Genomic DNA, 26,182 nt, shown 5'->3' on the forward strand with positions numbered 1-26,182 from the left:
TTCTACCACTGAGACCTTAGCCCCTAAGCGTAAGTACACCTGTCCAAGTTCCAGCCCGATAACCCCTCCGCCTATGATAATCAAGTGCTTAGGCACTTCACGAAGGCTTAGCGCCTCAGTGGAGGTAATCACACGCTGCTTATCCAAAGTAATAAAAGGTAGTGCTGAAGGCTTAGAGCCTGTTGCGATGATAAAGTGAGTTGCAGAGAGTGTTTCAGGCTGAGCCCCCTCTACCTGTATCTCAGTAGGAGAGGTAAAAGAAGCCTTTCCGTGGAATACATCTACATTGTTTTTCTTCATCAGGAAGTTGATTCCCTGTGTGTTTTGATCTACCACCGCCTGTTTGCGCTCGACCATTTTAGCAAAATCCACCATGATATTCCCATCAATTTCTATCCCATGAGAAATGGCATGTTTGTGGGTATCCTCCAAGAGGTGCGTAGAGTCCAAGAGCGCTTTAGAAGGGATACAGCCCACGTTGAGGCAAGTTCCTCCGAGGGTGTTATACTTCTCTACAATTGCGGTTTTCTTCCCCAACTGAGAGGCGCGAATAGCCGCTACATAGCCCCCTGGGCCTGCTCCTATAACAATAACATCGTAATTTTTCATTATGACACATTTAAAATATTTATCTCCAAGTAGTCTGTAGTAGGGATTTCTTTTTAAAAAGAAATAGCACACTACTGCAATGCGCTACAAAGGTAGTTATTTTTTTTTAGATCACAAAATTAATTTTCTTGAGAAAACTTCTTTTAATATTAAATAACAAACAAACAGGCTAATAGGGTAGTGATAAAAAAAACAACTGAAATATGTTATTGTATTATTATTTTTTACTACCTTTGCAGAATTAAAAAGATATATATTATATGAATAAAATTCTTTACATTGTAGCCCTATCCGCTCTTTGGGTAGGGTGCCAGAACACCGCTCCTGCGGGGAATGCGTCCACCTCTGGGGACACCTCTGAGAAAATCAGCATAGGAGACCATTATATAATAGACGGTACAGCACCCGTAAAAGAGGGCGCTCGTATCTTCCTCTATCAATACAAAGATAGGGTATATACCCCTGTGGATTCGGTTGCTCTTGACAGCCAAGGGCGTTTCCACTTTGAAGGAAAGACTGCCGAACCATTAGTCTACGCCCTACGCCTGAACGGCAGCGGCAAGCGTGCTCACTTATATATAGAAAATAGTCCTATTAGCCTGATTCTCAATCCTGATTGGAATTTTGAGTTTCTCCGCTCCAGCGATGGTACTCAAGTTTTCGAACTCTACAACCGTATGGCACTGAACAATGCCTTAGATCTCCCTAAAGAGATCAAGGAGGCTCCTGCCTCTCCGCAGCTGGCTTACTTCTTGGCACGTAATGCCTACCGCTATGACTTCCCTACCCTATCCGCCCTACGTAAGAGCTTGGACAAATCCTTGGACAACAATCCCTATATCAAAGAATTAGACTTAGCTCTTGAGCAACTCTCCAAGATACAACCCGGAGCAGAAGCTCCAGAAATCGATTTGGTAGATGCACAAGGGAAAAAAGTATCTCTTAAGGATTTTCGTGGCAAAAAACTCTTAGTAGATTTCTGGGCATCTTGGTGTCCTGACTGCCGCAAGGCAAGTCCTGAACTAGTAGCTCTATACAAAGAACAAAAGGACAAAGGGTTAGAGATACTCAGTATTTCTCTTGATGAAGATACCGCCGCATGGCAGGCTGCCATCGCCAAGGATCAATATACTTGGCCACAAGCCTTAGCCAAAGGAGTATGGCAATCCGATGCCGCACTCACCTATGCCCTTAGATGGATTCCTACTTATATGCTCTTAGACAAAGATGGAAAAATCCTCTCCAGAGGTATACAACTCAGTTCTGTAATCAGTAATCAGTGAGCGGTGAGAAGTGAACAGTGAGCGGTGAAGAGTGAAGAGTGAAGAGTAAATGGGGTAACGATTCGATCCTCGCATCTCTGACCTAAACGCTGGCTAAGATACCCCCTCATTAGTGTAGTCATCCGTAGAGAGGCTATTTGTTGCGCCTTAACAAATTGGGCTATACAAAATATTTTCTACTATTGATTAGCATTATTTCCTATTGTATATAAATTTTTGGCACGGTTTTTGCGATTTAAATAATCAATTAACCAAGCTAATGAATTATTAGCTGTAAAATTCATAAAAGATGAAAAAAATCGCACTTTTATTAACATTTATTCTCATAGGAATGACCCAAGCTGTAGCACAGAATTTCGGGTTCAAAGGAGGATACAACTACTCTTCTCTCAATGGAGAAGTAGCCAATGATTCAAGCCTAAAAGGGCGTAGTGGATTCTATGTAGGAGCCCTTCTGGAACTACCCTTAGGAGATGTGATCTCCCTACAACCAGAGCTTGTCTACTCACGACAAGGAGCTTCTTGGGAGTACAAAACTCTTGGCACCACTACAACCAAAGATCTCAAGATGGACTACCTAAATATCCCTGTGATGGCTAAGGTGAACCTTGGACCTCTTTTCCTACAGGGAGGAGTGCAGTTTGGTTTCTTGGTAGGCAAACCAGAGGTAAGCTATACAGTGGGTAACCTAAGTAACTCCCAGAAGTTGGACAAAGACGCTTATGCTGCTTTTGACTTTGGGGTAGGAGCGGGATTAGGGATCAACTTTAACTCTCACTTCTTCGCAGAAGCACGCTACACACACTCCTTGACCAACTCTTTTGACAACAGTAACACTTCGCTAAGAAATGCACGTATCAGCGATACCAACAATTTCAAGAATGCCGTACTTTCCTTGGGGGTAGGAGTGAAGTTTTAGATAAAGCCACGTGAGCGCGTATATGAGTAAAACCTAACATACCTAAATAACAAAGAAAAGCGAGATTTTAAAAATCTCGCTTTTTTATATTTTGATTACTGCCTACTGAAATCTAACTACTGATTTTCACAAGTCAAATCTTTAAATTTGTGTTTTTATTAACTAAGTAAAGAAGAGGATATTTTGTACCTTTGCCACACTAACAATAAACTGAAAAAATAATGAAAAAAATTATGACATGCCTTGCGGCTATGGCAGCACTAGTAGGTTGCAGTAAAAGTGATGATAATGGAGGAGGTATTTCTATCTCTGAAGGTACCTTTCCTAAGAAAATTGTCCACAAAGCAGAAAATGGCAACATTAGCTATGAAATAACTAATAATGTTCAAGGAGAAAAAGTACTTTCTACTACTTCTATTTCCTACAAACGTGATGGCAGTATAGAAAGCAAAATCTTAATCTCTTTTTCTTATGAGGGAGACTATCCTAAGGAAGCTACTTATAAAAGATCAAAAACAAATGGAGAAAATGAGAACTATACCGAAACTTATTCTTTTGTGGATGGAAAACTAAAAAACACTACGCTAAAACACGATACGAATCCTAGAGCAACAACAACTACTACTTATAGCTACCATAATGATGGAAAATTGGCTAAGGTTCTTGTTGAAGAACCACGTAAATCAAGTCTAAATGGACAAATAGTGGAGGACATTTATGTTACAGAAACTGATTATACGCATACAGGTAATGTAATCACAGCTACTGAGAAAAGATACTTTAAAGATACTCAAGGGAACAAACGAGATGAAAATACAAGTCTAACAACCTATACCTATACTTTTGAAAATGAAAATCTGATTAAGGTAACTGAAAGCACTACGGATGATGAATCTACTACAGAGTATATTTATGATGAAAAAAACAACCCTCTCTTTCAAAATTTCAAAAAACTAATCGACCCTGATTATTTTAATGATGCAAAGAACTCCAAGAACAACATACTTACTAGAAAGATAACTACTAAATATAATTACAACAACTCTACTATAGTAAAGGAATATGTATATGAGTACACTTATGCAGATAACAATTACCCTCTTACTGAAAAAGTATTCGATAAAACAACTGAAAACGGGGTAGAAAAGAAGGAATTAGATGAGACTACAGAGTATGCTTACTAATCCAAATAGTTCGTTTTCAGGGAGTAATTCCTTAGTCTGAAACTTATAACTAAAAAGCGAGATTTTAAAAAATCTCGCTTTTTTACATTCCAACTATTAAATTTAACATGCCAAATTCCTTAATTTATATTCTTATTAACTAAAAAGAAAAAGGCAATTTGTACCTTTGTGGCAATAATAATAAATTAAAATATCATGAAAAAAATCATGGCAAGCCTTGTGGCTATCGCAGCATTAGTGGGCTGTAGTAAAAGTGATGATAATGGAGGAGGTATTTCTATCTCTGAAGGTACCTTTCCTAAGAAAATTGTCAACAAAGGAAGTAGTGGCAACGTTACCTATGAGACAATTTACAACCTCCAAGGAGGAAAAATACTCTCTACTACTTCTATTTCCTATAAGCCCGATGGGAGTATAGAAAGCAAAAGCTTAATCTCTGCTTCCTATGAGGGAGACTATCCTAAGGAAATTACCCATACAGAATCAAGATCAAATGGAGAAGAAAAGAACTATACCGAAACTTATTCTTTTGTAGATGGAAAACTAAAAACTACCATTAAAAAATATGATAATTCTGATAGAGCAACTACTACGACTTATAGCTACCATAATGATGGAAAATTGGCAAAAGTTCTCTTTGAAGAACCAGGTAACGCAGGTGAAAATGGACAAATAGAAAAAATCACTTTTGTTACAGAAACCGATTATACGCATATAGGCAATGTAACCTCAGCTGCTGAAAAAAGATATACCAAAGATGCTCAAGGAAACAAACGAGATGGAAATACAAGTTTGACAACCTACACCTATACTTTTGAAAATGACAATCTGATTAAGGTAACTGAAAGTACTACGGATCATGAATCTACTAGAGAGTATACCTATGATGGAAAAAACAATCCTAATTTGCAAAACTTTATCAAACTAGTAAAACCTGATTATTTTATTAGTGCAAGTGGCTCTAAAAACAATATACTTACTGAAAAAACGACTTATAAAGGCAGCCATAACGCTAGTCCTTATGTAAGTGAATATGTATATGAGTACACTTATGCAGATAACAATTACCCTCTTACTGAAAAAATATTCCGTAAAACAACTGAAAATGGAGTAGAAAAGAAGGAATTAGTTCTGACTAAAGAGTATACTTACTAATCCAAATAGTTTGTTTTCAAGAAACAATCCCTTGGTCTGAAACTTATAACTAAAAAGCGAGATTTTTTGAAATCTCGCTTTTTTACATTCCAACTATTAAATTTAACATGCCAAATTCTTTAATTTATATTCTTATTAACTGAAAAGAAAAAGGCAATTTGTATCTTTGTGGCAATAATAATAAATTAAAATATCATGAAAAAAATTATGGCAAGCCTTGTGGCTATCGCAGCATTAGTAGGCTGTAGTAAAAGTGATGATAATGGAGGAGGTATTTCTATCTCTGAAGGTACCTATCCTAAAAAAGTTGTCAACAAATTTGGTAGTGGCAGCCTTATTTCTGAGACAACTTACAACCTCCAAGGAGGAAAAATACTCTCTAGTAGTTATACTTCCTATGGGCTCGGTGGGAGTGTAGAAAGCAAAATCTTAAGATCCATTTCCTATGAAGGAGACTATCCTAAGGAAGTTACTTATACAAAATCAAGATCAAATGGAGAAAAAGAGAACTTTACTGAAACTCATTCCTTTGTGGACGGAAAACTAAAAACTACTACACGAAAATATGGTACAGCTCATAGAGCGACTACTACTTATAGCTACCATAGTGATGGAAAATTGGCTAAGGTTCTCGTTGAATCACCAGGTTACGCAGGTCAAAATGGACAAACAGAAGAAATTACCTTTGTCAGAGAAACTGATTATACACATACAGGTAATGTAATCTCAGCTGCTGAAAAAAAATATACCAAAGATGCTCAAGGAAACAAACGAGATGGAGATACAAGCTTGAAAACCTACACCTATACTTTTGAAAATGAGAATCTGATTAAGAAAACTGAAATCACTACGAATCATGAATATACTACAGAGTATACCTATGATGGAAAAAACAATCCTTATTTGCAAAATTCTAGTAAACTAGTAAAACCTGATTATTTTATTAGTACAGAAGGTTCTAAAAACAATGTACTTACTCGTAAAGAAACTCGTAAAGATAACAATGATAGTCCTTATGTAAGTGAACATGTATATGAGTACACTTATGCAGATAACAATTACCCTCTTACTCAAAAAATATTCTATAAGAAAACTGAAAATGGGGTAGAAAAGAAGGATCTAATCGAGATTTTTGAGTATACTTACTAATCCAAATAGTTCAGTCTAAGAGAGTAATTCCTTGGTCTGAAAAACTTATAACTAAAAAAGGCTGTCCGAAAAAGACAGCCTTTTTTTATCGTTCATTGATCATTATTCATTATTCATTACTCATTATCCTCGTCTGTCTCGAAGAAATAATCTTCACGAGGGAGGGTTTGTACCAAATGCTGCAAGCGTGGATCCCGCTCAAGGGCGGTACCAAAAGAGAGTTTTATGCCGGAGGCCAAAAGCTGGTGTGCTAGTGCTTCGCTCTTTCGAAAACCATGAAGTATCCACAGACCTGTAGCCCCTGTTTCCTTTCGCAGTCGGATGATCTCCCCATAGCTTTTTACACAATGGATAATAAGTGGCTTTTGGAGCTCTTGAGCAAGGGAGATATGCCAGCGAAAAATTTCTTCTTGTAGTACAAGGGGCGAAGAAGCCCTTTTGTCCAAGCCGCATTCGCCTATGGCGACACAGAGCGGATGGGTAGCACGTGCCACCACTTGTTCCCACTGCTCTCGACCTTCCCCCTTGATATAACAAGGGTGTATACCCACCGAGAAGACTCCTTGTTCATACGTATCCTCGGGGAAGCAGTTCTGAACCTCTTGGCTATGGCGCGCCTTGTGTGTATGGATATTGGGATAAGGAAAAAGAGGATTACTATTCATAAGGGAAGAGTTCTACCGCCTTAGCATATACCCGAGCAGACTCCCACCCCTTGTAGAGAAGGTAGTCTGCGAGCTTGCGGCGTGCTTTTTGAATATTCTTTTCAGAGATTGTATCCGCTTTCTTCTGGGCCAAGGTATCGAAAACCTCGTCATAGTTCTCCTCAATCTCCTCCATAGCACAGGCTATATTGTAGCGAGAGATAGCGCGGAGCTTCAGCTCTCGGGTGATCCGTACCCTTCCCCATTTTTTGAAGCGGAACTTACCACGGGCAAAGCTACGGGCAAAACGCTCCTCATTGAGGTAGTTATCCTCGATAAGGTGCGTGAGGATAAGGTCAATTGCCTCTGGGATCATACGCATCTGGCGGAGCTTGGCAACGACTTCCTTATGGCAGCGCTCCTGATAAGCACAGAAGCGTTCCATACGTGCAGTGGCTTCCTGCACTGTATAAGTCTTGACCGTATCACTCATATTAGAAAGCACTCATCCACGTCTTCCAAGGAAGTACTCCCAAGATAAGGAGCAATCCCAAGGCATAGAATACCAAGATACGCTTGAAAGCTCCTGTATCCGTTTTCTGTTTCTTATGTAGTGACCAGCCGATAGTAATCAGCGCTACAGCTACGAGTCCAAAAGGATGTTCTACCAACATTTTCCTAAGGTAAGCATCCTTCATCACTCCAGCCCCCATAGCAGACCAACTCTGGAACAAAGGAGTTACAAAGTAAAGGATCAACCCTAAGGTAACCTGTAAGTGCGCGAATATCAGCGCAAAGAGATTAATACGCAAGTCTGCCTTGGTATATTTACGCTTTTGTAAAACCCCTAATAGGGCATTGACAACAGCAAAACAAAGTACTGCCAACACTATATAGGCAGTAAGCGAATGGGTAGTTCTTAGTAATGTATACATCAAGTTAGTTTTGAGTTCTTAGTTTTGAGTTCTTAGAGTTTTAGAACATTAATCATTAATCATTGATCATTAAAATTAAATTCTTTTCCATCTTCGCTTAGGAGGGTATTGGGAAAGAGGGTTTGGGCTTCTTCTTGGAAGACTCTTTTATCCTTGTATCGGGAGGAATAATGTCCTAAGATAAGGGTTTGTGCCCCTGCTGCTTGTGCTATTTGTGCTGCTTGTAGTGCTGTGGAGTGTTTGGTTTTTTCAGCTAAAGCTCGATTATCCTCTAGGAAAGTACTCTCATGGTAGAGTACCTGAACTCCCTTGATCAGAGGGACGATCTCGGGGCGGTATATCGTATCACTACAAAAGGCATAACTCTCAGGAGGTGCTGGAGGAAAGCTCAAAAGCTCATTGGGGATACACTCACCAGAATCCAAAAGGATATCCTTGCCATTTTTAATATTCTGATAGTAGCACACATCGATACCATATTGCTGCACTGCATCTACATTGAGCTTACGCTCTTTGTTCTTCTCCTTGAATAGAAATCCATTAGCATAGATACGATGGTCTAGAGGGATGGTGGTTACTGCCACCTTGTCGTCTTCGAAAATCAGTTGGCTCTCCTTCCCCTCCAGCTCGTGAAAATAAAGCGGAAAGACCATATGAGCTCCACTCACTTTGAGCAATAGCAACATGGCTTCTTTAGCCCCCTTAGGGGCATAGATATGTAGCTCCGCTTCCCTACCCTGCAGCTGGAAAGTGGAGATCAGCCCGGCCAGCCCATAGAAATGATCCCCATGGAGGTGGGAGATAAAAATATGCTTAATGCGAGCAAACTTAGCACTGGATTGCCTAAGAGCCATCTGGGTACCTTCTCCACAATCAATCAAGAAAAGGTGTCCTCGCATCTCAAGAAGCTGAGCGGTAGTACGTGCCTTATCCCGAGGAGAAGCACTATGGCAGCCTAAAGTAGTTAATTTCATTCTATCAATGAGTGAGAACTATTTTTCGGCAAAGATACAAAATTAATAACAAATGACAAGTGAACCATGATAAATAAGTTGCCAAAAAGAGTGAAGGGTGAAAAGTGACTGCTCACCACTTAGTGTTCACCACTCACTAAATTAACAATTAACCATTGACAATTAACAATTAAAATTCGTACTTTTGCCCCTTGTAATAAATCACAAAGAAAAAACGACATGAACGAAATACGACATAACTGGACAGCTCAGGAGATTATAGATATCTATAACAGACCTTTGATGGACTTACTCTATGAGGCTGCGACAGTGCATCGCCAATACCATGACCCGAATACCGTACAGGTATCTACCTTGCTTTCGGTTAAGACTGGAGGTTGCTCGGAGGACTGTTGCTACTGCTCTCAGTCGGCACGCTACCACACGGAGGTGGAGATAGAGCCCATGATGAGCCTCTCGCAAGTAAAGGCACAAGCCTTGCGAGCCAAAGCCTCTGGGAGCTCCCGTGTATGTATGGGAGCTGCCTGGCGCAATGTGAAGGATGGTCCTGAGTTCGAGCAAGTATTGGAGATGGTACGTACCATCAATAAGCTCGATATGGAAGTGTGCTGTACACTGGGGATGCTTACAGAGAACCAAGCCAAGCGCCTAAGCGAAGCAGGACTCTATGCCTACAACCACAACTTAGACACTTCCGAGGATTATTATAGCGAGATTGTAACCACTCGTAGCTACGAAGACCGCCTCAAGACAATAGAGAATGTACGCAAGACAAGCATCACTATATGTAGTGGGGGAATCATAGGCATGGGAGAATCCCTCGAAGATAGAGCAAAGATGCTCGTAGCCCTCTCCACCCTAGATCCACAACCAGAGTCCGTACCTATCAATGCCTTAGTACCTATAGAGGGTACTCCTTTGGAGGAACTCCCTCCTGTGGATATCTGGGAAATGGTACGCATGATCGCTACCGCACGCATTGTGATGCCACAATCACAAGTACGCCTCTCGGCAGGACGTATGAATATGTCTCGCGAAGGACAGGCCTTGTGCTTCTTTGCTGGGGCAAACTCCATCTTTGCTGGAGACAAGCTTCTGACAACACCCAACCCTGACATCAAGGAGGATATGCACATGCTCGAAGCCTTAGGCATGCGTACCCAAAAGCCTTTCGAGAAACACCCTCAGCCGGTAACTGTAGAGGCTGCTGACTCACAGATACCCGCCCTCGGAGAAAAACCTAAGTGGTCAAGACCCAATAAAGTGAATAGTGAAAAGTAAAATCGTGAAATAAAAAGCTATCCTAATAGGATAGCTTTTTTTGATAAAGAGAAACCCCTGATAAGCAATGCTTATCAGGGGTTGGTTTTGTAAAGGGTGGAGTATGGGGCTCGAACCCACGACCTTCGGAACCACAATCCGACGCTCTAACCAACTGAGCTAAAACCACCATTTATTTCGGGTGCAAAAGTAATACTTTTTTTCTAAATAGAAAAATTTTTATTGAAAAAATTATTGATTTCATTTTTAAAATACATATCATATTGACCCATAGCTATTTATATATACTCATGCTAAAAAACACTCCCTTTATGAAAGAATCTATAGTAGGCTACTAAAAAATTAATCTGTATCTTTGCCCCCAAAAAAGAATTTTACCTAAAACCCTAAATTCATGAAATGGTTTTTACTCTTATTAAGCACAGCCCTTTACGCCAATGACGGGGCTTTCTTCGGATCAGGCAATCACTTGGTTCCCATCAGAGAAACCGACATTTCTGTACAAAAGGAGATTCTATATCTCAAGAAGATACAGAACAAATATATAGAAGTCTCTGTGTATTACGAGTTCTTCAACCCCAAGGAGGACAAGGAAATCATCGTCGGCTTTGAGGCGGAAAGCCCCAGCGGCGATGTAGATGGTGCTCCAAAAAACGGACACCACCCTTATATGTTTGATTTTACGGTAAACCTGAACAATGCCTTCCTCCCCTACCAAATCGCCTACGTAACCGATTCCCTCTATGCCAAAGGAGGGAAAATACAAAGCGTAGACCTCAATACTTTCAACGGTAATAAGGATGGCAACTATATTGATTTTAGGTATGTCTATCACTTCAAAGCCAAGTTCAAAAAGGGTGTGAATATCCTCAAACATACCTACAAATACAACATCTCTGGCGGCGTTGCGTACAACTATCACTTTGACTATATCCTCACCGCCGCCAACCGCTGGGCGAACAAGCGCATAGACGACTTTACCCTCATCATAGACATGGGGGATTTCCAAACCGCCTCCATCGAACGTACCTTTTTCAAAAGCGGCAGAGAATGGCTTCTCAGCGGTGTAGGGAAAATCACCGAAACAGCCCTCAAAACTCCAGGAGATGGTACTGACCTAAATACTACCAACTTCTATGTACAGCAGGGATTACTCCTTTTCCAAAAGAAAAACTTTACCCCCAAGGGAGAACTCCATATCTGTGATTGGGCATTATGGATGCATCAGAGTGCGGGCTTCCCTATTGACTACCCCTTTACCATTGACCTACCCAATTTCAAATACGAAACAGAACCCAAGACAGAAGAAGAGAAGCGCCTGCTACGCAATCTCCCCTTCGCCCGCCGTGGTTATATCTTCAAGGACAAAACACTACAAGCCTTCTTCAACAAACAGGATTGGTACCAGCCTAACCCCAGCTATATCCCTGAAGTAGAATACCTGACCCCAAAGGAAAAAGAGCTAATCAATAGCCTAAAATAAAACGGATGAAGAAAGAAATACTCATAAGTAGTGATAGTAATTATGACAATTTGGTCGCCGAAATCTACATTGATGACAAATATATTGCGCTTGTTAGCTACGATGAAGATCATAATTTTTTCGTAGAAACACCTACCACCAATCGAAGCAATGAGGAAATAATAACCCATAAGGTAGAATACAATACCTTTATCGAACTATTAGGAGAAGCTAAAAATAGTTTAAAATGACATAGGATAATTCCCTCTCTGGCGCGCTTCTTGCAGCTACTGCCGATTATAAGCAGCCTCCTCTGGCTCTTTATTGAGAGCTGTAAGTCTGAGATGAAACCTTTGCTCTTATCATAATCCGTGAGAGATTTTGTTATATTGAACTCACATTAGTTTAGGAAACAATTCACCAAAATATGTAATGGTCAAAATAGAAAAAATTACAAGAGGAGAAATTACCATATCTTACAAAGGTCAGTATTACCATATCTTAGGAGAGGGTCTTTTACTTACCAAAGATAATACCTATAGTTACATTATCTATCGTAATTCAATAGATAATACACTTTCCTCTGTGGAACAAGAGACTATATTACAGGCTATTATAGAACATTTTTCGAGCAAAGGACAAAAGGTACTCATTGAATAGTTTGTTTCTCAACTCTTAATTTTTAAAGATGAACCATCATTTAGAAAACTATTATTCAGGCGATTGGGCTTGGAATCAGTTTGTAAGTCTTTATGAGGAATTCGACACCAGCAATTCCCTTACCAAAGAACTATTACAACAGTTGAACTATCATAGGGATATTGCCCAAGTGATTTGGGGAAAATTTGGATCCAGCAGCCTCTCTGTCATCACACAGCCTGTGCCTGCTTTAGACAATCTAAGCATTACCGACTGTATCGCAGCTCCAAATCTCCTACAAAGATTAAAGGAATGTCTTATGAGAATGGAATAGCCCCCATAACTGAAAACTCAAATTTATGTATTGGATTTTACTTATTATAGCAGGCCTTTTCGAGGTCGCTTTTACTTTCTGTCTTGGCAAAGGAAAAGAAACACAGGGTACCACTATGTACCTATGGTATGGAGGTTTCTTGCTCTGTACTTTTGTGAGTATGTCTCTGCTGATGAAGGTTTCCCAACACCTCCCCTTAGGCACTGCCTATGCCGTATGGACTGGCATAGGAGCGGTAGGTACCGCCTTAGTGGGAATTTTCGTCTTCAAGGAACCCGCTTCCTTCTGGCGCCTCTTCTTTCTCTCTACCCTTATTGGTTCTGTAGTGGGACTCAAAGCAGTATCTAGTTAGTTTTGAGTTTTGAATTCATAGTTTTGAGTTCGTAGTTCCCAGTTTATAGTTCGTAGTTCTCTGTTTATAGTTTTGAGTTCGTAGGAAACTCAAAATTCAAAACTTAAAACTCAAAACTAATTTGGTATAGTTTTTGCTACAAACTCCCCTTTAGAAAAACAACCGTAGAATGAAAAAAATAGTTTTTATTGCTAGTATGCTATGCTTTCTTAGTGAAGCAATGGCGCAGATAAAACTCCCTCAGCCCAGCGTGAGGGGAAGTATAGAACAAGTGGTAGGACTCACTGAGGTAGAGGTAGACTATACCCGCCCTGCTAAGCGAGGAAGAAAAATCTTCGGAGAGTTAGTCCCTTACGGACGTGTATGGCGTACTGGAGCCAATGAGAATACCACCATTTCCTTTAGTGAAGATGTAATGATCACAGGGAAGGTACTCCCCAAAGGAAAATATGCCCTATACACCAAGCCAGAAATGGACAAATGGACTTTCTATTTCTACAAGAAAAATGATAACTGGGGGCTTCCCCAACCATGGGAGGAAAGCCAAATAGCCCTACAAGCTGAGGGCAAGCCTATCCCCTACCCTATGGAAACAGAATACCTCACCATAGAGCTAAACCCTATCAACTATAACGATGGAAAAATAGCCATACGCTGGGATAAGACCCTCGTAGAACTGCCTTTCCATACCCATACGCAAGAGCAATCTATGGATAATATAGCGGACAAGATCACGGCTGAGTCCTCCGCACGTGATTACTACGAAGCTGCTAACTACCTACTCAATGCCAACGGAGACCTCAGCAAAGCTAATGAGTTCATTACCAAATCCCTTAGCATGCAGGAAGATGCTCCCTACTATATGTATCGCGCACAAGCCATCATCCTCTCTAAGTTAGGAAAGACCAAAGAAGCTATCAAAGCCGCAGAAACCTCCCTACAAAAAGCCAAAAAAGCAGGTAATGAGGATTATGTCAAAATGAATCAGGATTCCATTTCCCAATGGAAGAAAAAGAGATAGGAATAAAAAAAATAACAGGTAATAGAAATAGAACTATTACCTGTTACTTTTTTAGCTATTCTGCCTCTATGTAACCGAAGATGGGGAGATGAATACTTATCTTTACATTATCCCCTACAATAGCTCCCAGAAAACCACTTCCTACACCGAAAGACTTACGTGAAAGCTCAAAATCCATTTTGAAAACATTTCCTTCTGTAGTAAAAGAAATCTCCTTACTTAGCGTTTTCCCTTTTATCTTTATATCAAAGGTACCGAGGTATTTCCTTTCAGACACTCCAGTGATTTTGGTAGACTGCATTTCGATATAGGGATAAGTAGCAGCATCAAACCACTCTTCACTTTGCAAGTGTGCATCTCGCTTTTTGTTTCCGGTATCTACACTGGCCACTCGTACTCTTCCAAAGATCTTTCTGTCTAAATGTATGTCATGGACATAGTTCTTAAACTCCCCCTTTATCGTGAGAAAACCTTTCTTGATAGAGAAAGTAATAAACGATTTTGTTTGCGTTTGTCCCCAAAGAGGGTTCGTTACCACTGTAGCAAAGAATAGGGAAAACCCTATAAATAGCTGTTGAAATAGGTGTGTTTTCATTTTATGAATTAAGTAATTTTTGTTAGTTCCTTTGTCATTTATACATATCAATATCTATCCAAGCATTAAGCCTGTGAAGTAGTTCTAATATTTTGTTATCAAAAACGATGGCAGGGCAGCTCTCCTCAGGACTCATTTCTACACAAAAAAGTAATTTTGAAGTAAGAGCAAACGCTTTGATAAAAGAAGCTAATTCTTCCAAACAAGGCGTTACCTGAGCGGCAAATACTTGCAAATTATCTTCTATAAGAAGAGTTTCAAGAGGAGCAAAGTTATATTCCCAAAAAGTCTCTTCACTGACACGATATTTTAGTTGGTCTCCCCTGTAAGCGGTTTGAGTAGGCGAAAGCCCTATTATATCTGTCACCTTATCCACATCAAAATAGTCTCCATATATACAGAAGGAAAGCCGAATAGTGGTTGGTTTGTGTTTCATTAGTTGGTTATTTGTTATTTACTGACGTTTGATTCCTATCTTGATATACATTCGTTGTTTGTTAGGGTTATTATGCTCGTCAAAAAAGTTTGGGATAACATTCATTGGGGCGTATAAGAAACCATTTTTACTAAAAAAGATGGGTTCTTTATCAAAATCATAGGCTGCCCACCATTTTGTGTCTTCATTTACTAAAGTTTCAATCACAAATGGTTTAATACTTTTTATACGATACAAAGAAATTATTCCCACTAAATCTTCATAAGCTCTCCCTATTGTAATGATATACTTCTTATCGGGAGAGAGAAATGGAAAACGCTCAAAATCAGTTTTCTTACCAGTGGTTTTATCTATAAAAATATAAGCATAAAAATCTTCAGAATCTTCAAAAACTAAATATTGATTGAGAATAGGTATATTCCCTACATAAGCATAGGTTGTAGAAAAAGGATCTTCAATGCTATCAGACTGGTCTTTTAGATAAACTGTTTTATGCTCACAAGGGAAGGTAAGTTTGCCATTCTTTTTTACAATTGCAAGGGTGTCTTCTATAAGGAAATCTATCTTATTTCTAAGAGCTTCTTGATATTCTTCATAAGAAATTTGATCTATACTCAGGTATTTAGAGATACTATCGTTAGAATTTCCGTTAATATCTACGTTTTTTGTAAGATCATCCCCAGTGATTTTAGTTTTCAGGGTATTCCAATCGCCTACATCTTTCTTTTTTATATAATCTCCTCTATCAGTTTTGTAAAACTCATTTCCTTCTGCACTTATTTTTATTTTCTCACCGAAAAGATAATTATCTTCCCGTTCTTCCTTGTCAATCACATACAACTCCTTCTGCACTGGCACAAACGCTTCTTCTTGTTGTTGTTTTTCCTCTACTGCAACACTTTCCTCTCCCGGCTGTTGCCCTTGAAAGAGGTTACAGCCAGCCAATAATAATGTTACAAAGAATATTATAAAGTGTTTCATTAGTTGGTTATTTATTAGTGTTTTTATAATTCATCACCACATTGGTGATGAATTGAGATTGTTAAGACGTAGCTACATATCTGATACTTTACCAAATTACCCATTCTCTAATCTAATGGATATGGAAACAATTAGAATGTGAATAAATAGAATGAGAGGTTAATTCTTATTTCACTCTTTTTCAAGGGCGAATTGCCATTCGCCCCTACAAGCCCTCGCAGACTTTGCTCCTACTCTGTTTGTAAAAGACTGAAAACTGACTTTTGACTACTGGTCTAATCCGCTAAACAAATCGGGCTGTATCATCTCTGGTGCTGAGGTTTCCTCCTCTTCAGTAGCGGTTTCCTCCTCTTGGGATTCTTCGTATGGAAGAGGCTCCAAGGGGACAATTTCCTTGATACGCTCGGTAGAGAGTTGGTTACCAATGGCTTTGATACCCTTGATAGCGATAAACTCTTCTATATTAACCGTTTGGTTTTCAGCACGCTCTCTGCCTGTCTTGGTAAATATTACCTCAGCCATAGGACGCCACTGGGTGGAGACAAAGAGCAGCTGAGACTTAGGATGGTCGGAGATAACCAGTTCCTCACGGTTAGGATTTTCCACCAAGAAACGTTTGATAAAATAACGTTCCTTTTCCCCTTCGTAATGAATTACTGAAATAGGCTTTTCAGGATTCCACTTCTCTATGATGAGCAGGTTCGGGTCAAAGTGTAGGGAGAGGTCTGGGATTACCGTCTTGACGATGGCATCCTTGCTGATAAGTAGCAACCTATCCTCACCCTTGAAGGAGCCGAGTAGCTCCCCACGCCCCTCAGTATTGAGGCGATGTACGATAGGATCGTACCATATCTTACGAGGCTTGAGAGTGGATACACCTTTTTCCTTGAGCTCTATACGCTTGATGGCATATTTGGTTACGATATTTCCACGAGAGCTTCTTCCTTTGATAAGGATATCGGCGAAATTGATATCCCATTTGAGCTTCTTTACGCTCCCTGCTTGGCGAAGTATGACAGAGATCACCTCTGCTTCTCCATTGGGGTTGGCCGAGAAATACAGTACTTGAGAATCCTTATGAGGCTCTACCACATCGTATTCCTTGTCTCGGATAATTCCTGTAACGGTAAAGCGCTTGATATAGGAGATCTTATCATTCCCGTTGCGGTATACCAAATTGTATACTGTACGGGTGTCATTCTTCTTAAATACCCCTACATGAACAATATTCTTGCCTATATAGCTCTTTTCGGTAACCTTAGTGATAATCATCTTTCCATCGGCAGTGAAGACAATTATATCATCTATATCGCTACAATCAGCTACATATTCGTCCTTCTTGAGGGATGTCCCTACGAAACCTTCTTCGCGATTGACATAGAGCTTAAGATTGCGCACGACAACCTTGGTTGCCTCAATGGTATCGAATGGACGTATTTCAGTCTTGCGGTCTTTGCCCTTTCCGTATTTCTTTTGGAGATTTCTGAAATAATCTATGGCAAAGGCAATGAGGTTGGCCAAGTGATCTTTCACCTCTGCTATATTCTCTTCTATCTTGAGGAGATTTTCCTCCGCCTTGTAAGTATCATAGCGAGTGATACGAATCATAGGAATCTGGGTGAGGCGCTCCAAGTCCTCATCGGTGATAGGGCGCAGGAGTTGTTCTGCAAAAGGCTCGAAGCGCTTATATAAGTAGGCATAGAGTGATTCCTTATCACTATAGTTTTTGAAGTCAATATACATCTCCTCACGGATAAATATTTTCTCCAAGGAAGCATTATGCCACTTCTGCTCAAGGTCATCGAGCTTGACCTCCAATTCTTTTTTGAGAATCTCTACTGTCCTGTCCGTGCTTTTCTTTAGAATATCACTTACCCCTATAAAGAGAGGTCTACTCCCCTCAATTACACAACAAAGAGGAGATACGGAGGTCTCACAATCGGTGAAAGCATAGAGTGCATCGATAGTCTTATCTGGAGAAATTCCTTTGGGCAAGTGTACTAATATTTCTACATTGGCAGCGGTATTGTCATCTACCTTAAGTACCTTTATCTTACCTTTTTCATTGGCTTTGAGAATAGAATCTATCAGGGAAGAGGTAGTGGTGCCAAAAGGTATCTCGGTGATGACCAAGGTAGATTTGTCCCTCTGAGCGATACGAGCACGTACCCTGATACGCCCTCCACGCATACCATCACTGTATCCAGTAGCGTCCATAATCCCTGCAGTAGGGAAATCGGGATACAGCTCAAAGGGCTTGCCTTCGAGGTAAAGTACAGAAGCATCAATGAGTTCGTTGAAGTTATGAGGTAGGATTTTGGTAGAGAGTCCTACGGCAATTCCTTCTGCTCCTTGGGCTAAGAGCAGGGGAAACTTCACAGGTAGGTGTACAGGCTCGTCATTACGGCCGTCATAACTCTTCTGCCACTGGGTAACCTTAGGGCTAAAGAGGACGTCCAGAGCAAATTTGGAAAGGCGAGCCTCGATATATCGGGGAGCAGCAGCATCGTCGCCAGTGAGGATATTCCCCCAGCTTCCCTGGGTATCGATCAGCAATTCTTTTTGCCCAAGCTGAATAATAGCATCCCCTATGGAAGCATCGCCATGAGGGTGGTACTTCATGGTATTCCCTACTATATTGGCTACTTTGTTATAGCGGCCGTCCTCCAACTCATCCATGGAGTGCATGATACGACGCTGTACAGGCTTAAAGCCATCCTCCAAGGCGGGGACAGCACGTTCGAGGATTACATAGGAGGCATAGTCGAGAAACCAATTCTGATACATCCCACTGATACGGGTAATGGTCTCTTGAGGTTCCCCTTGTGAGGCTTGTGGTGGTATAGGGTGTTCTTCCATAAAATAAGGTAAAAGGTAATAGATAATAGGTAATAGGACATCTGTTATCTGTTACCTGTTTCCTATTACCTATTACCTTATATTAAAATTGTTGTCCAAAGATAAAATGTGTCTCCCAACCATGAGGAGTGGTCTTTCCGTTAATACCGTCATATCCGTATCCGAAGTCAAACCCTAAGAGCCCTAGCATCGGCATAAAGATACGCACTCCAAAACCGGCAGAGCGCTTGATATCGAACGGATTGTACTGAGAGAAACTTCCGAAGGAGTTCGCCCCCTCTGCAAATACCAAGCCGTAGATGGAAGCCATAGGCTTGAGGGTAATTGGGTAGCGCAATTCCAAAGAGAACTTGTTATAGATCACATCTCCATCGCGTGAGGAGAGAGATTGGTTCGGGTAACCACGCATTTGTATGTATTCCCTACCCTCTAAGGAGTTGTAGGACATTCCATCTCCCCCTACTAAGAAACGTTCGAAAGGTACAGTACCTCTGTCTCTGTTATAGTATCCTAAGTAACCAAAATCCACAGCAGGGCGCAGTACGAGCTTATCTACGAGATTGAGATACCAGTTACCTTGTAATCGCAGCTTATAGTACTCCAACCACTTAAAGCGCTCTTGATCTATCTCCCCAATACGGTTGGTATTCTTGTTAGCCTCCGCCACAGCACGCTGTTCCATGAGGGACTTGTAGTCTACCCCATTGAAAAGAGAGTAAGGGGGAGTGAGCTTGGCTGTAATGGTAAAGTCACTACCTCCCAAAGGAAATATAGGGTTAGGCCCACTGGAGCGACGACTTAGCGATACGGTATAAGCCAAGGCATTCGAATGTCCATTCCCAAAAGTAAAGAGGGTAGTGTTATAGTTCCTTAGGTCATAATAGTTGTAGCTGACGTACTGAGCCAATTGGAAATAATCATCAGGCACTCTGAGCCTTTTGGCCAATCCTAAAGTAACCCCTGTGATATAGAAGCGCTTGCTCTTATCTACATCATAGGTATAATAGTTATAGTCATAGCTCACCGAATAGTTGAACCCTATGGAGAACTGAACGGGTCTCTCTCCTCCCATCCATGGCTCCATGAAAGAGAAGCTGGCCACCCTATAAGCACGCCCTACACTGACATTGAGAGCTAACTTCTGGGCATCTCCCATAGGGAGCGGCTTATAGGACTTCTTATCAAAAATATTTTGTATAGAGAAGTTATTGAAGTTCAACCCAAGGGTTCCCATGAAGCCTCCCCCCCCATAACCTCCTTGTAGCTGTATCTGGCTAGAAGAACTGGTATCATTGAGCACATACTCTAAATCCACTGTACCAGAGTTCGGATCTGGATTCTTGATCTGAGGGTTGATGCTTTGTGCATCGAATATCCCTAACTGAGAAAGCTCTCGTACGGTACGGATTACATCTTCTTTGGAATAGAGGTACCCTGGGCGTGTACGCAATTCTCGATAAATGACCTTATCATTGGTAGTGGTATTACCTGTTACCGTAATATTATTAAAGTGAGCCGGTTTCCCTTCATGGATACGTATCTCGAAATTGATCGTATCATTCACTACCGAAGTCTCCACAGGATTGATCTGAGAGAAGAGATACCCTGTATTCTGGTAGAGGTTGGAGATACTATTGGCATCAGGATCTTTAGGGTCATTGATACGGTTGCGTAGCTGTACACCATTATATACTTCTCCTTTCTTAAGTCCTAATATGTGATCTAACATCTGGTTGCTATAGACACTATTTCCGAGGAACTTAATATCACCAAAATAGTATTTTTTCCCTTCTTGCAAAGATATTTTTAGGTTGATATTCTCCTTGCCATCATAGAGAGTATCATGAGTGATACGCGCATCACGATATCCGTTTTCCTTATAGAAATCAATCAAGGAAGCCAAGTCTTCGTTGTACTTATCTTGCACATACTTAGAGCGTTTCCAGAAGCGTCCGAAGAAGCGTTGTTTGGTCTTTTTCATCTTGCGGCGGAGCTTGCTATCGGCAAACTTTTCATTTCCTTCAAAAGATATGCTATTGATTTTCACCTTGTTACCCCTATCTATACGGATAAGCATACGTTCCTTGGTACCCAAGGAATCCGCTGGAGAAGTAGTAATATGTACCTTGGTATTTAGGTAACCTTCCTTGCGATACTTATCAGTGATATAGGACTTAGTCTTGGCGATGAGGCTCTCATTGACCTTCTTTCTGGATTCCAAATGAGTCTTGTCCAATTCAAGCTTTTTGAGGAGTTCCTCTGCTTTTCTCTTGCGAATACCCTCTACCTTGACCTCAGTGAGTTCAGGAATCTCTTGAATGACAAACTCCAAGAAGACCTTATCCCCCTCTGTTTTGGCTATATATATATCTATATCATTGAATACCTGATAGTTCCAAAGCTTATGAATGATTCGGGTAAATCGTTCGCTGGGGATGGTAATCCTATCTCCAACCTTCAGCCCAGAGGCAACAATAATAGTCTGTGCATTGTAGTGCTTAGCCCCTTTGACCTCTATGCCCCCAATGACAAAATCTCTACCTCTTTCCAAAGCGGTAAGATTCTGTTCCTGCGAGAGGGTATCGATGACAGCCACCGACTGGAGAGTATCTCTCACAGTAGTAGCCTGATGGGTTTCCTCTTGTTGCCCATAGGCGGTATGGAGAAAAAGTATCCCAAAAATGTATATGAAAGTTCTTCTCATACTAACTAAGTTGTTCACTGGTTTTTCCAAATCTGCGTTCTCTATTTTGATAATTAAAAAGTGCTTTATGTAGTTCCTCTGAAGAAAAGTCAGGCCATAGGACATCAGTAAAGTAGAGCTCAGCATAAGCTATTTGCCAGAGCAAGAAGTTACTAATGCGACATTCTCCACTGGTACGTATAAGCAAGTCCACTGGGGGAATTTCCTTGGTATAAAGAGCCGCTTGCACTCTCTCAGCTGTGATTTCGTCCAAGGAGAGTTCGCCCTGCTGTACCTTTCGAGCTATGTGTTGTACCATCTGGAGGATCTCCTGTTGTCCTCCATATCCCAAAGCCAAGCTTACCACAGTCTTGGTATTACCCTTAGTAGCTTCCATGGCTTTGTGGAGTTCCTTTTGGATTTTGGAAGGCAGGCTTTCTAAATCCCCTATAGCATTGAGGCGTACATTGTTCTGCTGCATGATCTCCACCTCTTTCTTAAGATAACGAGATAGTAAGTGCATAAGCGCCTCCACTTCCAGTTTGGGGCGCTTCCAGTTCTCTGTAGAAAAAGTATAGAGAGTCAGGTAAGGAATCCCTAACTGGGTTACCTCCTGTATAATTTCGCGCACGGTCTTAGCGCCTTTTTCATGCCCCAAAATGCGTTGTTTGCCTCGTTGTTTTGCCCAACGCCCATTCCCGTCCATGATAATTGCCAAATGTCGGGGGAGCATTTTACTTTCTATATCCATTGGCTTATCTGCAAGTTACTATCAAGTGTGCAAAGATATGATTTTTTTGGCAAACCTGAAAAAATTTATATCTTATTTGGCAAATTCGAAACAATTACATTTTTTAGCTCCGAAGGTATAGGTAAGGTATAGTCCTGATACCATGTACCAATCGTTGGTATTAAGGTTGCCGAAGTGTACCCCTTTGCCCGATTTACTCCCATCAAGATTGTTGGTAAAGGTATAGCGCATACTCACTTCTGCCCCTACTAAGAAGCGGGATCCCCATAGGCGAGTCTTGACACCCAAGGTAAAAGGTATTGCCCATGATTCATCACGCTCTGGGTAGGTCTGATACTTGGCATGCTGACTGGGGGTGGTAATATCGTCAAAATACAATCGATCCATCTTGAAATAATAGAAGCCTGTATGTACATAAGGGGTAAAAAGAAGCTTAAAAGGCTCATGAGTATCGAAATGCAGAAAATCATACTCCACACCTGCTCCCATCTCGACCATACGATTCTGAAAAGCAAAGTCCCTGTTACGGCGGGCATCGGTGGTGGCTCTACGGTCGCTATCCCAGAGGTCAAACCACTTGATATCGGCACGTAGAGAGAGCTGCTTGCGGATATTGCGCTTGTAGAGTAAGCCTATAGCGGGCTTGGTGGGAAAGACATAATAAGTAGAACCAATGTCCGCAATGGGGTTCACTCCTCCAAAGAAAACCCCTATTTCATTATACTGCCCCCACCCCTTCGTGATGGCACAGCAGGTAAGTATCAACCAAAGAAAATATTTATGCATTACTCTATAATTGTTAATCGTTAATTGTTAATTTCAGGGGAAGGTTAGGTTTTCGATTTAGTAAGAACTAATCACTGATTATTGCCCTGCAAAAGAGATTGTACCGCTGAGAGACAGAGACTAAAAAGTACAGCATACCAAAATCCCTCAATATGAATTCCCTCAATAAGCCTATCTGCCAATATTATAATAATGGTATTGATAATGATGAGGAACAATCCAAAGGTGATCATGGTAATAGGTAAAGAAAGTACTATCAAGATCGGCTTTAGAAATATATTGAGTACTCCCACTACCAAGGCAAATAACAAGGCATCCGAAAAATCCCTTACTTGGATATGAGGCAATACCTTGCTCAGCCCCAATATGAGAATACTGGTAATAATCAGATTGACTATATACTTCATTTTGTGATTATTTTTGTAGGAATTGATAAGTAATCTCGAAAAATTCTTTAGGCTTTTCCACCTGTACCCAGTGTCCAGCATCGGGTATGGTTACAGCCTCAGCCTTAGGAAAATGTTGCATGATCAGGGGCATATCCTCTGGCAATACATAGTGAGACTTTCCTCCTATCAAAAAGAGTGTTTTCCCTTGATAGATAGTTCCTACTGGGAGCGCTGTACCTATCTCGGCTACACGCTCACGCAGTACAGGTAGGTTGATACGCAGGGCCAACTGATCTGCTGTCTTTCTATAGACATTCTTAAGCAAGAACTGGCGTATAGGGACATCTATGATGAACTTGCCTAACTGCTGATCAGCCTGCTCACGGGTCTTGATCTGAGAAAAGTCCAAGGTAGAGAGGGCATCCAAGATGACCTTGTGGTGCACTGGATAGTACTTAGGCGACATATCGACCACCACGATACGTTCAGCCCGCTCAGGATAAGTGACAGCCAAGAGCATAGTGGTCTTCCCTCCCATAGAATGTCCAATAAGAGGTGCTGAGGCGATCTGGTGATAATCCATATAGCGAATCAGATCCTCCATCATAAGAGCATACGAAAATTCAGGAGAATGAAAGCTATGCCCATGATTACGAGCATCAATCACATGTACCTGATACCCTTTTTCAGCAAAGTGAAGGGAGTGGGTACGCCAGTTGTCCCCCATACCTAAGAAACCATGAAGGATAATTAGCGGCTTTCCCTCTCCTACTATTTGAGAATTAATAAGCTCCATATTATTATACTATTTGAGACGATACAGATACATACTCACCACATTCTGAAGGCCTAAGTAGAGAGCCTCACTAATGAGGGCGTGCCCTATGGAGACTTCCAAAAGGCCAGGTATCTGCTCTTTGAAATATTGTAAATTGTCTAAACTAAGATCATGCCCTGCATTGAGCCCCAACCCGACCTTCTGAGCTACCTCAGCAGCCTGTACATAAGGGCGAATCCCCTCCTTGTTGCCACGAGCGTACTCTCGAGCATAGGCTTCTGTATAGAGTTCCACACGGTCGGTTCCTGTTTTAGCAGCAGCCTCCACCATACGTTCTACAGGATCTACAAAGAGAGAGGTGCGAATCCCATGACGCTTGAACTCGGCAACAATTTCCGTCAGATATGCCCCATGAGTAAGGGTATCCCAACCAGCATTGGAGGTAATAGCATCCTCAGCATCAGGGACAAGAGTTACTTGGGTAGGCTTCACCTTGAGGACAAGGTCTACAAACTTAGGAATCGGATTCCCTTCTATATTGTATTCTGTATGTACTATTTCCTTGAGATCTAAGGCATCTTGGTAGCGGATATGGCGCTCATCGGGTCGTGGGTGTATGGTAATCCCCTCCGCTCCAAAGTCTTGTAAATCAGTAGCTACCTGCAACAGATTAGGAACATTCCCGCCTCGTGAATTACGAAGAGTAGCTATCTTATTGATATTTACACTGAGCTTTGTCATTTGAATATAACTTTTAACAAGGGGCAAAGGTACAAATTATCCTCCACATTTACAATCAGGGCCTCCCCCACATTTTTTTTTCTTAGTGAAAAAGAATTTTTTTACTAAAAAAACAATGGCTAATGCCACTAAAACATAGGTAATAATATCTTGTATCATCTGTATACTATTTTCGTGACAAAGGTACAAAATAATGACAAATAATTAATGCTCAATGATTAATGATAAATAATAAATTACAAAACCCTGTAAATCATATATTTACAAGTTTATTTCACTAAAAACGAAAATAAATAAAAAAAAATTCTTGAAAAAAAATGCTTTTAAATTTTTTTTCGGAAAAAATATGTACCTTTGCAAAGATTTTTTTACTATCTTTTTTATTAAAAGATTATTTTTTTAAATTAGAAAATGGAATACCGACTCACGGAACTCATATTAGCACAGCGAAACAATATTACCAATACGCTTCCAAAGAAAAAAGCAGAGGATTTCATAGATGGTCTATACCGCTTGCTCTTCTCCTTGGATACAGAACCTTGCCAATGTAGTTATGAGGTAGAACAAAAACTGAAAGCCAAACAATTGGAATTTTCCGAGATTATCTATGACTACTTCAGGGATAACCAACGTGCTCAGCAGGCAACCACTACCTTTTTCTCTTCTATAGAGGAGGTCTACTGCCGATTGCTCCGCGATGCACAAGCCATCTTGGACAATGACCCTGCGGCACAGAATTTGGAAGAAGTATATATAGCTTACCCTGGCTTCTATGCGATTGTGGTACATCGCTTTGCCCATCAGCTATGGTTACAGGACTTGAAGCTTTTAGCCCGCGTGTGGAGCGAATTTGCCCATAGCAAGACCGGAATAGACATTCACCCTGGTGCGCAGATAGGAGACAATTTCTGTATAGACCACGGAACAGGTATTGTCATAGGAGAGACCTGTGTGATTGGTAATAATGTAAAAATATACCAAGGAGTTACCCTTGGGGCGCTATCGGTAGCCAAGGATAAGAAAGATACCGTACGCCACCCGAATATTGGTGACAATGTGGTCATCTACTCCGGAGCAACCATCTTGGGTAGTGGACATATAGGACACGACAGCACTATAGGGGGCAATGTATGGCTTACCGAAGGAATAGACCCCTATACCGTAATCTATTACAAGAGTGAGATGATTACCAAAGGAAAAAACCTATCACCTGAACCTATATTTTTTCATATATAAACCTTA

General features: G+C 40.9%; 29 protein-coding genes and 1 tRNA gene. 13 read left to right on the top strand and 17 right to left on the bottom strand.

Annotation, left to right across the window (positions count from 1 at the left end; translation table 11 throughout):
• Positions 1–609, bottom strand: a 609-nt coding sequence (locus CAPGI0001_RS09060; RefSeq protein WP_002669318.1) for an FAD-dependent oxidoreductase, incomplete at its 3' end; no start/stop codon positions are given.
• Between the two features lie 260 nt (positions 610–869).
• On the opposite strand from CAPGI0001_RS09060, the gene CAPGI0001_RS09065 reads away from it, so the two are divergent.
• The 5 genes from CAPGI0001_RS09065 to CAPGI0001_RS09085 all read left to right on the top strand — a co-directional run bounded on the left by CAPGI0001_RS09065 (position 870) and on the right by CAPGI0001_RS09085 (position 6,299).
• Positions 870–1,892: a TlpA disulfide reductase family protein gene (locus tag CAPGI0001_RS09065; protein WP_002669330.1), complete on the top strand. Its 1,023-nt coding sequence runs from the start codon at positions 870–872 to the stop codon at positions 1,890–1,892.
• 289 nt (positions 1,893–2,181) lie between these two features.
• The gene (locus CAPGI0001_RS09070; RefSeq protein ID WP_002669305.1) at positions 2,182–2,811 is read left to right on the top strand and encodes a porin family protein; all 630 of its coding nucleotides are present in this window, start codon (positions 2,182–2,184) and stop codon (positions 2,809–2,811) included.
• 221 nt (positions 2,812–3,032) lie between these two features.
• A complete protein-coding gene (locus tag CAPGI0001_RS09075; protein ID WP_002669186.1) occupies positions 3,033–3,995 on the top strand; it encodes a hypothetical protein in 963 nt (320 codons plus the stop codon).
• A 195-nt stretch (positions 3,996–4,190) separates the two neighbouring features.
• Complete coding sequence (locus CAPGI0001_RS09080; RefSeq protein WP_002669358.1) at positions 4,191–5,150, top strand: hypothetical protein; 960 nt, start codon at positions 4,191–4,193, stop codon at positions 5,148–5,150.
• A gap of 195 nt (positions 5,151–5,345) precedes the next feature.
• Positions 5,346–6,299, top strand: a complete 954-nt coding sequence (locus CAPGI0001_RS09085; RefSeq protein WP_002669252.1) for a hypothetical protein — start codon at positions 5,346–5,348, stop codon at positions 6,297–6,299.
• A 116-nt stretch (positions 6,300–6,415) separates the two neighbouring features.
• On the opposite strand, the gene CAPGI0001_RS09090 is transcribed toward CAPGI0001_RS09085, so the two are convergent.
• From CAPGI0001_RS09090 to CAPGI0001_RS09105, 4 genes are read right to left on the bottom strand one after another with little or no spacing between them, the layout of a single operon-like run.
• Entirely contained in the window at positions 6,416–6,964 is a 549-nt protein-coding gene (locus tag CAPGI0001_RS09090) for a TatD family hydrolase (RefSeq protein ID WP_002669222.1), read from the bottom strand.
• Positions 6,957–7,436: a regulatory protein RecX gene (locus CAPGI0001_RS09095; protein WP_002669189.1), complete on the bottom strand. Its 480-nt coding sequence runs from the start codon at positions 7,434–7,436 to the stop codon at positions 6,957–6,959. The genes CAPGI0001_RS09090 and CAPGI0001_RS09095 overlap by 8 nt, the downstream gene beginning before the upstream one ends.
• 1 nt (position 7,437) lies before the next feature.
• Positions 7,438–7,878: a hypothetical protein gene (locus CAPGI0001_RS09100; protein WP_002669342.1), complete on the bottom strand. Its 441-nt coding sequence runs from the start codon at positions 7,876–7,878 to the stop codon at positions 7,438–7,440.
• Positions 7,879–7,937: 59 nt separating this feature from the next.
• A complete protein-coding gene (locus CAPGI0001_RS09105; RefSeq protein WP_002669344.1) occupies positions 7,938–8,852 on the bottom strand; it encodes a ribonuclease Z in 915 nt (304 codons plus the stop codon).
• Between the two features lie 219 nt (positions 8,853–9,071).
• Between CAPGI0001_RS09105 and bioB the strand changes: the two genes are divergently transcribed.
• Entirely contained in the window at positions 9,072–10,133 is a 1,062-nt protein-coding gene (bioB, locus tag CAPGI0001_RS09110; protein WP_002669371.1) for a biotin synthase BioB, read from the top strand.
• Positions 10,134–10,227: 94 nt separating this feature from the next.
• On the opposite strand, the gene CAPGI0001_RS09115 is transcribed toward bioB, so the two are convergent.
• Positions 10,228–10,303: transfer RNA gene (locus tag CAPGI0001_RS09115), tRNA-His, on the bottom strand.
• A 224-nt stretch (positions 10,304–10,527) separates the two neighbouring features.
• Here CAPGI0001_RS09115 and CAPGI0001_RS09120 point away from each other — a divergent pair.
• The 6 genes from CAPGI0001_RS09120 to CAPGI0001_RS09145 all read left to right on the top strand — a co-directional run bounded on the left by CAPGI0001_RS09120 (position 10,528) and on the right by CAPGI0001_RS09145 (position 13,941).
• Entirely contained in the window at positions 10,528–11,616 is a 1,089-nt protein-coding gene (locus tag CAPGI0001_RS09120; protein ID WP_002669162.1) for a YARHG domain-containing protein, read from the top strand.
• 5 nt (positions 11,617–11,621) lie between these two features.
• On the top strand, positions 11,622–11,846 hold the full coding sequence (locus CAPGI0001_RS09125) for a hypothetical protein (protein WP_002669199.1): 225 nt from the start codon (positions 11,622–11,624) through the stop codon (positions 11,844–11,846).
• Between the two features lie 181 nt (positions 11,847–12,027).
• Positions 12,028–12,255 (top strand): Imm74 family immunity protein, encoded by a 228-nt coding sequence (locus tag CAPGI0001_RS09130; RefSeq protein WP_002669246.1) that lies wholly within the window; start codon positions 12,028–12,030, stop codon positions 12,253–12,255.
• Positions 12,256–12,283: 28 nt separating this feature from the next.
• Positions 12,284–12,568, top strand: coding sequence for a hypothetical protein (locus tag CAPGI0001_RS09135; protein WP_002669250.1), 285 nt, complete (start codon positions 12,284–12,286; stop codon positions 12,566–12,568).
• Between the two features lie 25 nt (positions 12,569–12,593).
• On the top strand, positions 12,594–12,920 hold the full coding sequence (locus CAPGI0001_RS09140) for a DMT family transporter (protein ID WP_002669307.1): 327 nt from the start codon (positions 12,594–12,596) through the stop codon (positions 12,918–12,920).
• A gap of 169 nt (positions 12,921–13,089) precedes the next feature.
• Positions 13,090–13,941 (top strand): DUF2911 domain-containing protein, encoded by an 852-nt coding sequence (locus CAPGI0001_RS09145; protein ID WP_002669301.1) that lies wholly within the window; start codon positions 13,090–13,092, stop codon positions 13,939–13,941.
• Between the two features lie 55 nt (positions 13,942–13,996).
• Here CAPGI0001_RS09145 and CAPGI0001_RS12620 read toward each other — a convergent pair whose 3' ends face one another.
• The 11 genes from CAPGI0001_RS12620 to CAPGI0001_RS12985 form a co-directional block, all read right to left on the bottom strand.
• Positions 13,997–14,536 carry a YceI family protein gene (locus CAPGI0001_RS12620; protein WP_002669150.1) on the bottom strand — a complete coding sequence of 180 codons (540 nt, stop codon included), beginning with the start codon at positions 14,534–14,536 and terminating at the stop codon, positions 13,997–13,999.
• 34 nt (positions 14,537–14,570) lie between these two features.
• On the bottom strand, positions 14,571–14,972 hold the full coding sequence (locus tag CAPGI0001_RS09155) for a DUF4279 domain-containing protein (protein ID WP_002669147.1): 402 nt from the start codon (positions 14,970–14,972) through the stop codon (positions 14,571–14,573).
• Between the two features lie 18 nt (positions 14,973–14,990).
• Positions 14,991–15,953, bottom strand: coding sequence for a hypothetical protein (locus CAPGI0001_RS09160; RefSeq protein ID WP_002669297.1), 963 nt, complete (start codon positions 15,951–15,953; stop codon positions 14,991–14,993).
• A 267-nt stretch (positions 15,954–16,220) separates the two neighbouring features.
• Positions 16,221–18,812: a DNA gyrase/topoisomerase IV subunit A gene (locus CAPGI0001_RS09165; protein WP_002669241.1), complete on the bottom strand. Its 2,592-nt coding sequence runs from the start codon at positions 18,810–18,812 to the stop codon at positions 16,221–16,223.
• An 82-nt stretch (positions 18,813–18,894) separates the two neighbouring features.
• Positions 18,895–21,516, bottom strand: coding sequence for a BamA/OMP85 family outer membrane protein (locus CAPGI0001_RS09170; protein WP_002669339.1), 2,622 nt, complete (start codon positions 21,514–21,516; stop codon positions 18,895–18,897).
• 1 nt (position 21,517) lies between these two features.
• Complete coding sequence (gene uppS, locus CAPGI0001_RS09175) at positions 21,518–22,246, bottom strand: undecaprenyl pyrophosphate synthase (RefSeq protein WP_002669331.1); 729 nt, start codon at positions 22,244–22,246, stop codon at positions 21,518–21,520.
• A gap of 72 nt (positions 22,247–22,318) precedes the next feature.
• Positions 22,319–23,032: a type IX secretion system protein PorG gene (gene porG / locus CAPGI0001_RS09180; protein WP_002669354.1), complete on the bottom strand. Its 714-nt coding sequence runs from the start codon at positions 23,030–23,032 to the stop codon at positions 22,319–22,321.
• Positions 23,033–23,103: 71 nt separating this feature from the next.
• Positions 23,104–23,439: a phage holin family protein gene (locus CAPGI0001_RS09185; protein ID WP_002669168.1), complete on the bottom strand. Its 336-nt coding sequence runs from the start codon at positions 23,437–23,439 to the stop codon at positions 23,104–23,106.
• A gap of 7 nt (positions 23,440–23,446) precedes the next feature.
• Positions 23,447–24,217 carry an alpha/beta fold hydrolase gene (locus CAPGI0001_RS09190; RefSeq protein WP_002669219.1) on the bottom strand — a complete coding sequence of 257 codons (771 nt, stop codon included), beginning with the start codon at positions 24,215–24,217 and terminating at the stop codon, positions 23,447–23,449.
• A 9-nt stretch (positions 24,218–24,226) separates the two neighbouring features.
• A complete protein-coding gene (locus CAPGI0001_RS09195) occupies positions 24,227–24,940 on the bottom strand; it encodes a pyridoxine 5'-phosphate synthase (protein ID WP_002669372.1) in 714 nt (237 codons plus the stop codon).
• Positions 24,941–24,976: 36 nt separating this feature from the next.
• Entirely contained in the window at positions 24,977–25,099 is a 123-nt protein-coding gene (locus tag CAPGI0001_RS12985) for a hypothetical protein (protein ID WP_002669269.1), read from the bottom strand.
• 252 nt (positions 25,100–25,351) lie between these two features.
• On the opposite strand from CAPGI0001_RS12985, the gene epsC reads away from it, so the two are divergent.
• Positions 25,352–26,176 carry a serine O-acetyltransferase EpsC gene (epsC, locus tag CAPGI0001_RS09200; protein WP_002669366.1) on the top strand — a complete coding sequence of 275 codons (825 nt, stop codon included), beginning with the start codon at positions 25,352–25,354 and terminating at the stop codon, positions 26,174–26,176.
• Positions 26,177–26,182 lie beyond the last annotated feature (6 nt).

Origin of the sequence: Capnocytophaga gingivalis ATCC 33624 (genome assembly GCF_000174755.1) — a bacterium.
GTDB lineage: Bacteria > Bacteroidota > Bacteroidia > Flavobacteriales > Flavobacteriaceae > Capnocytophaga > Capnocytophaga gingivalis.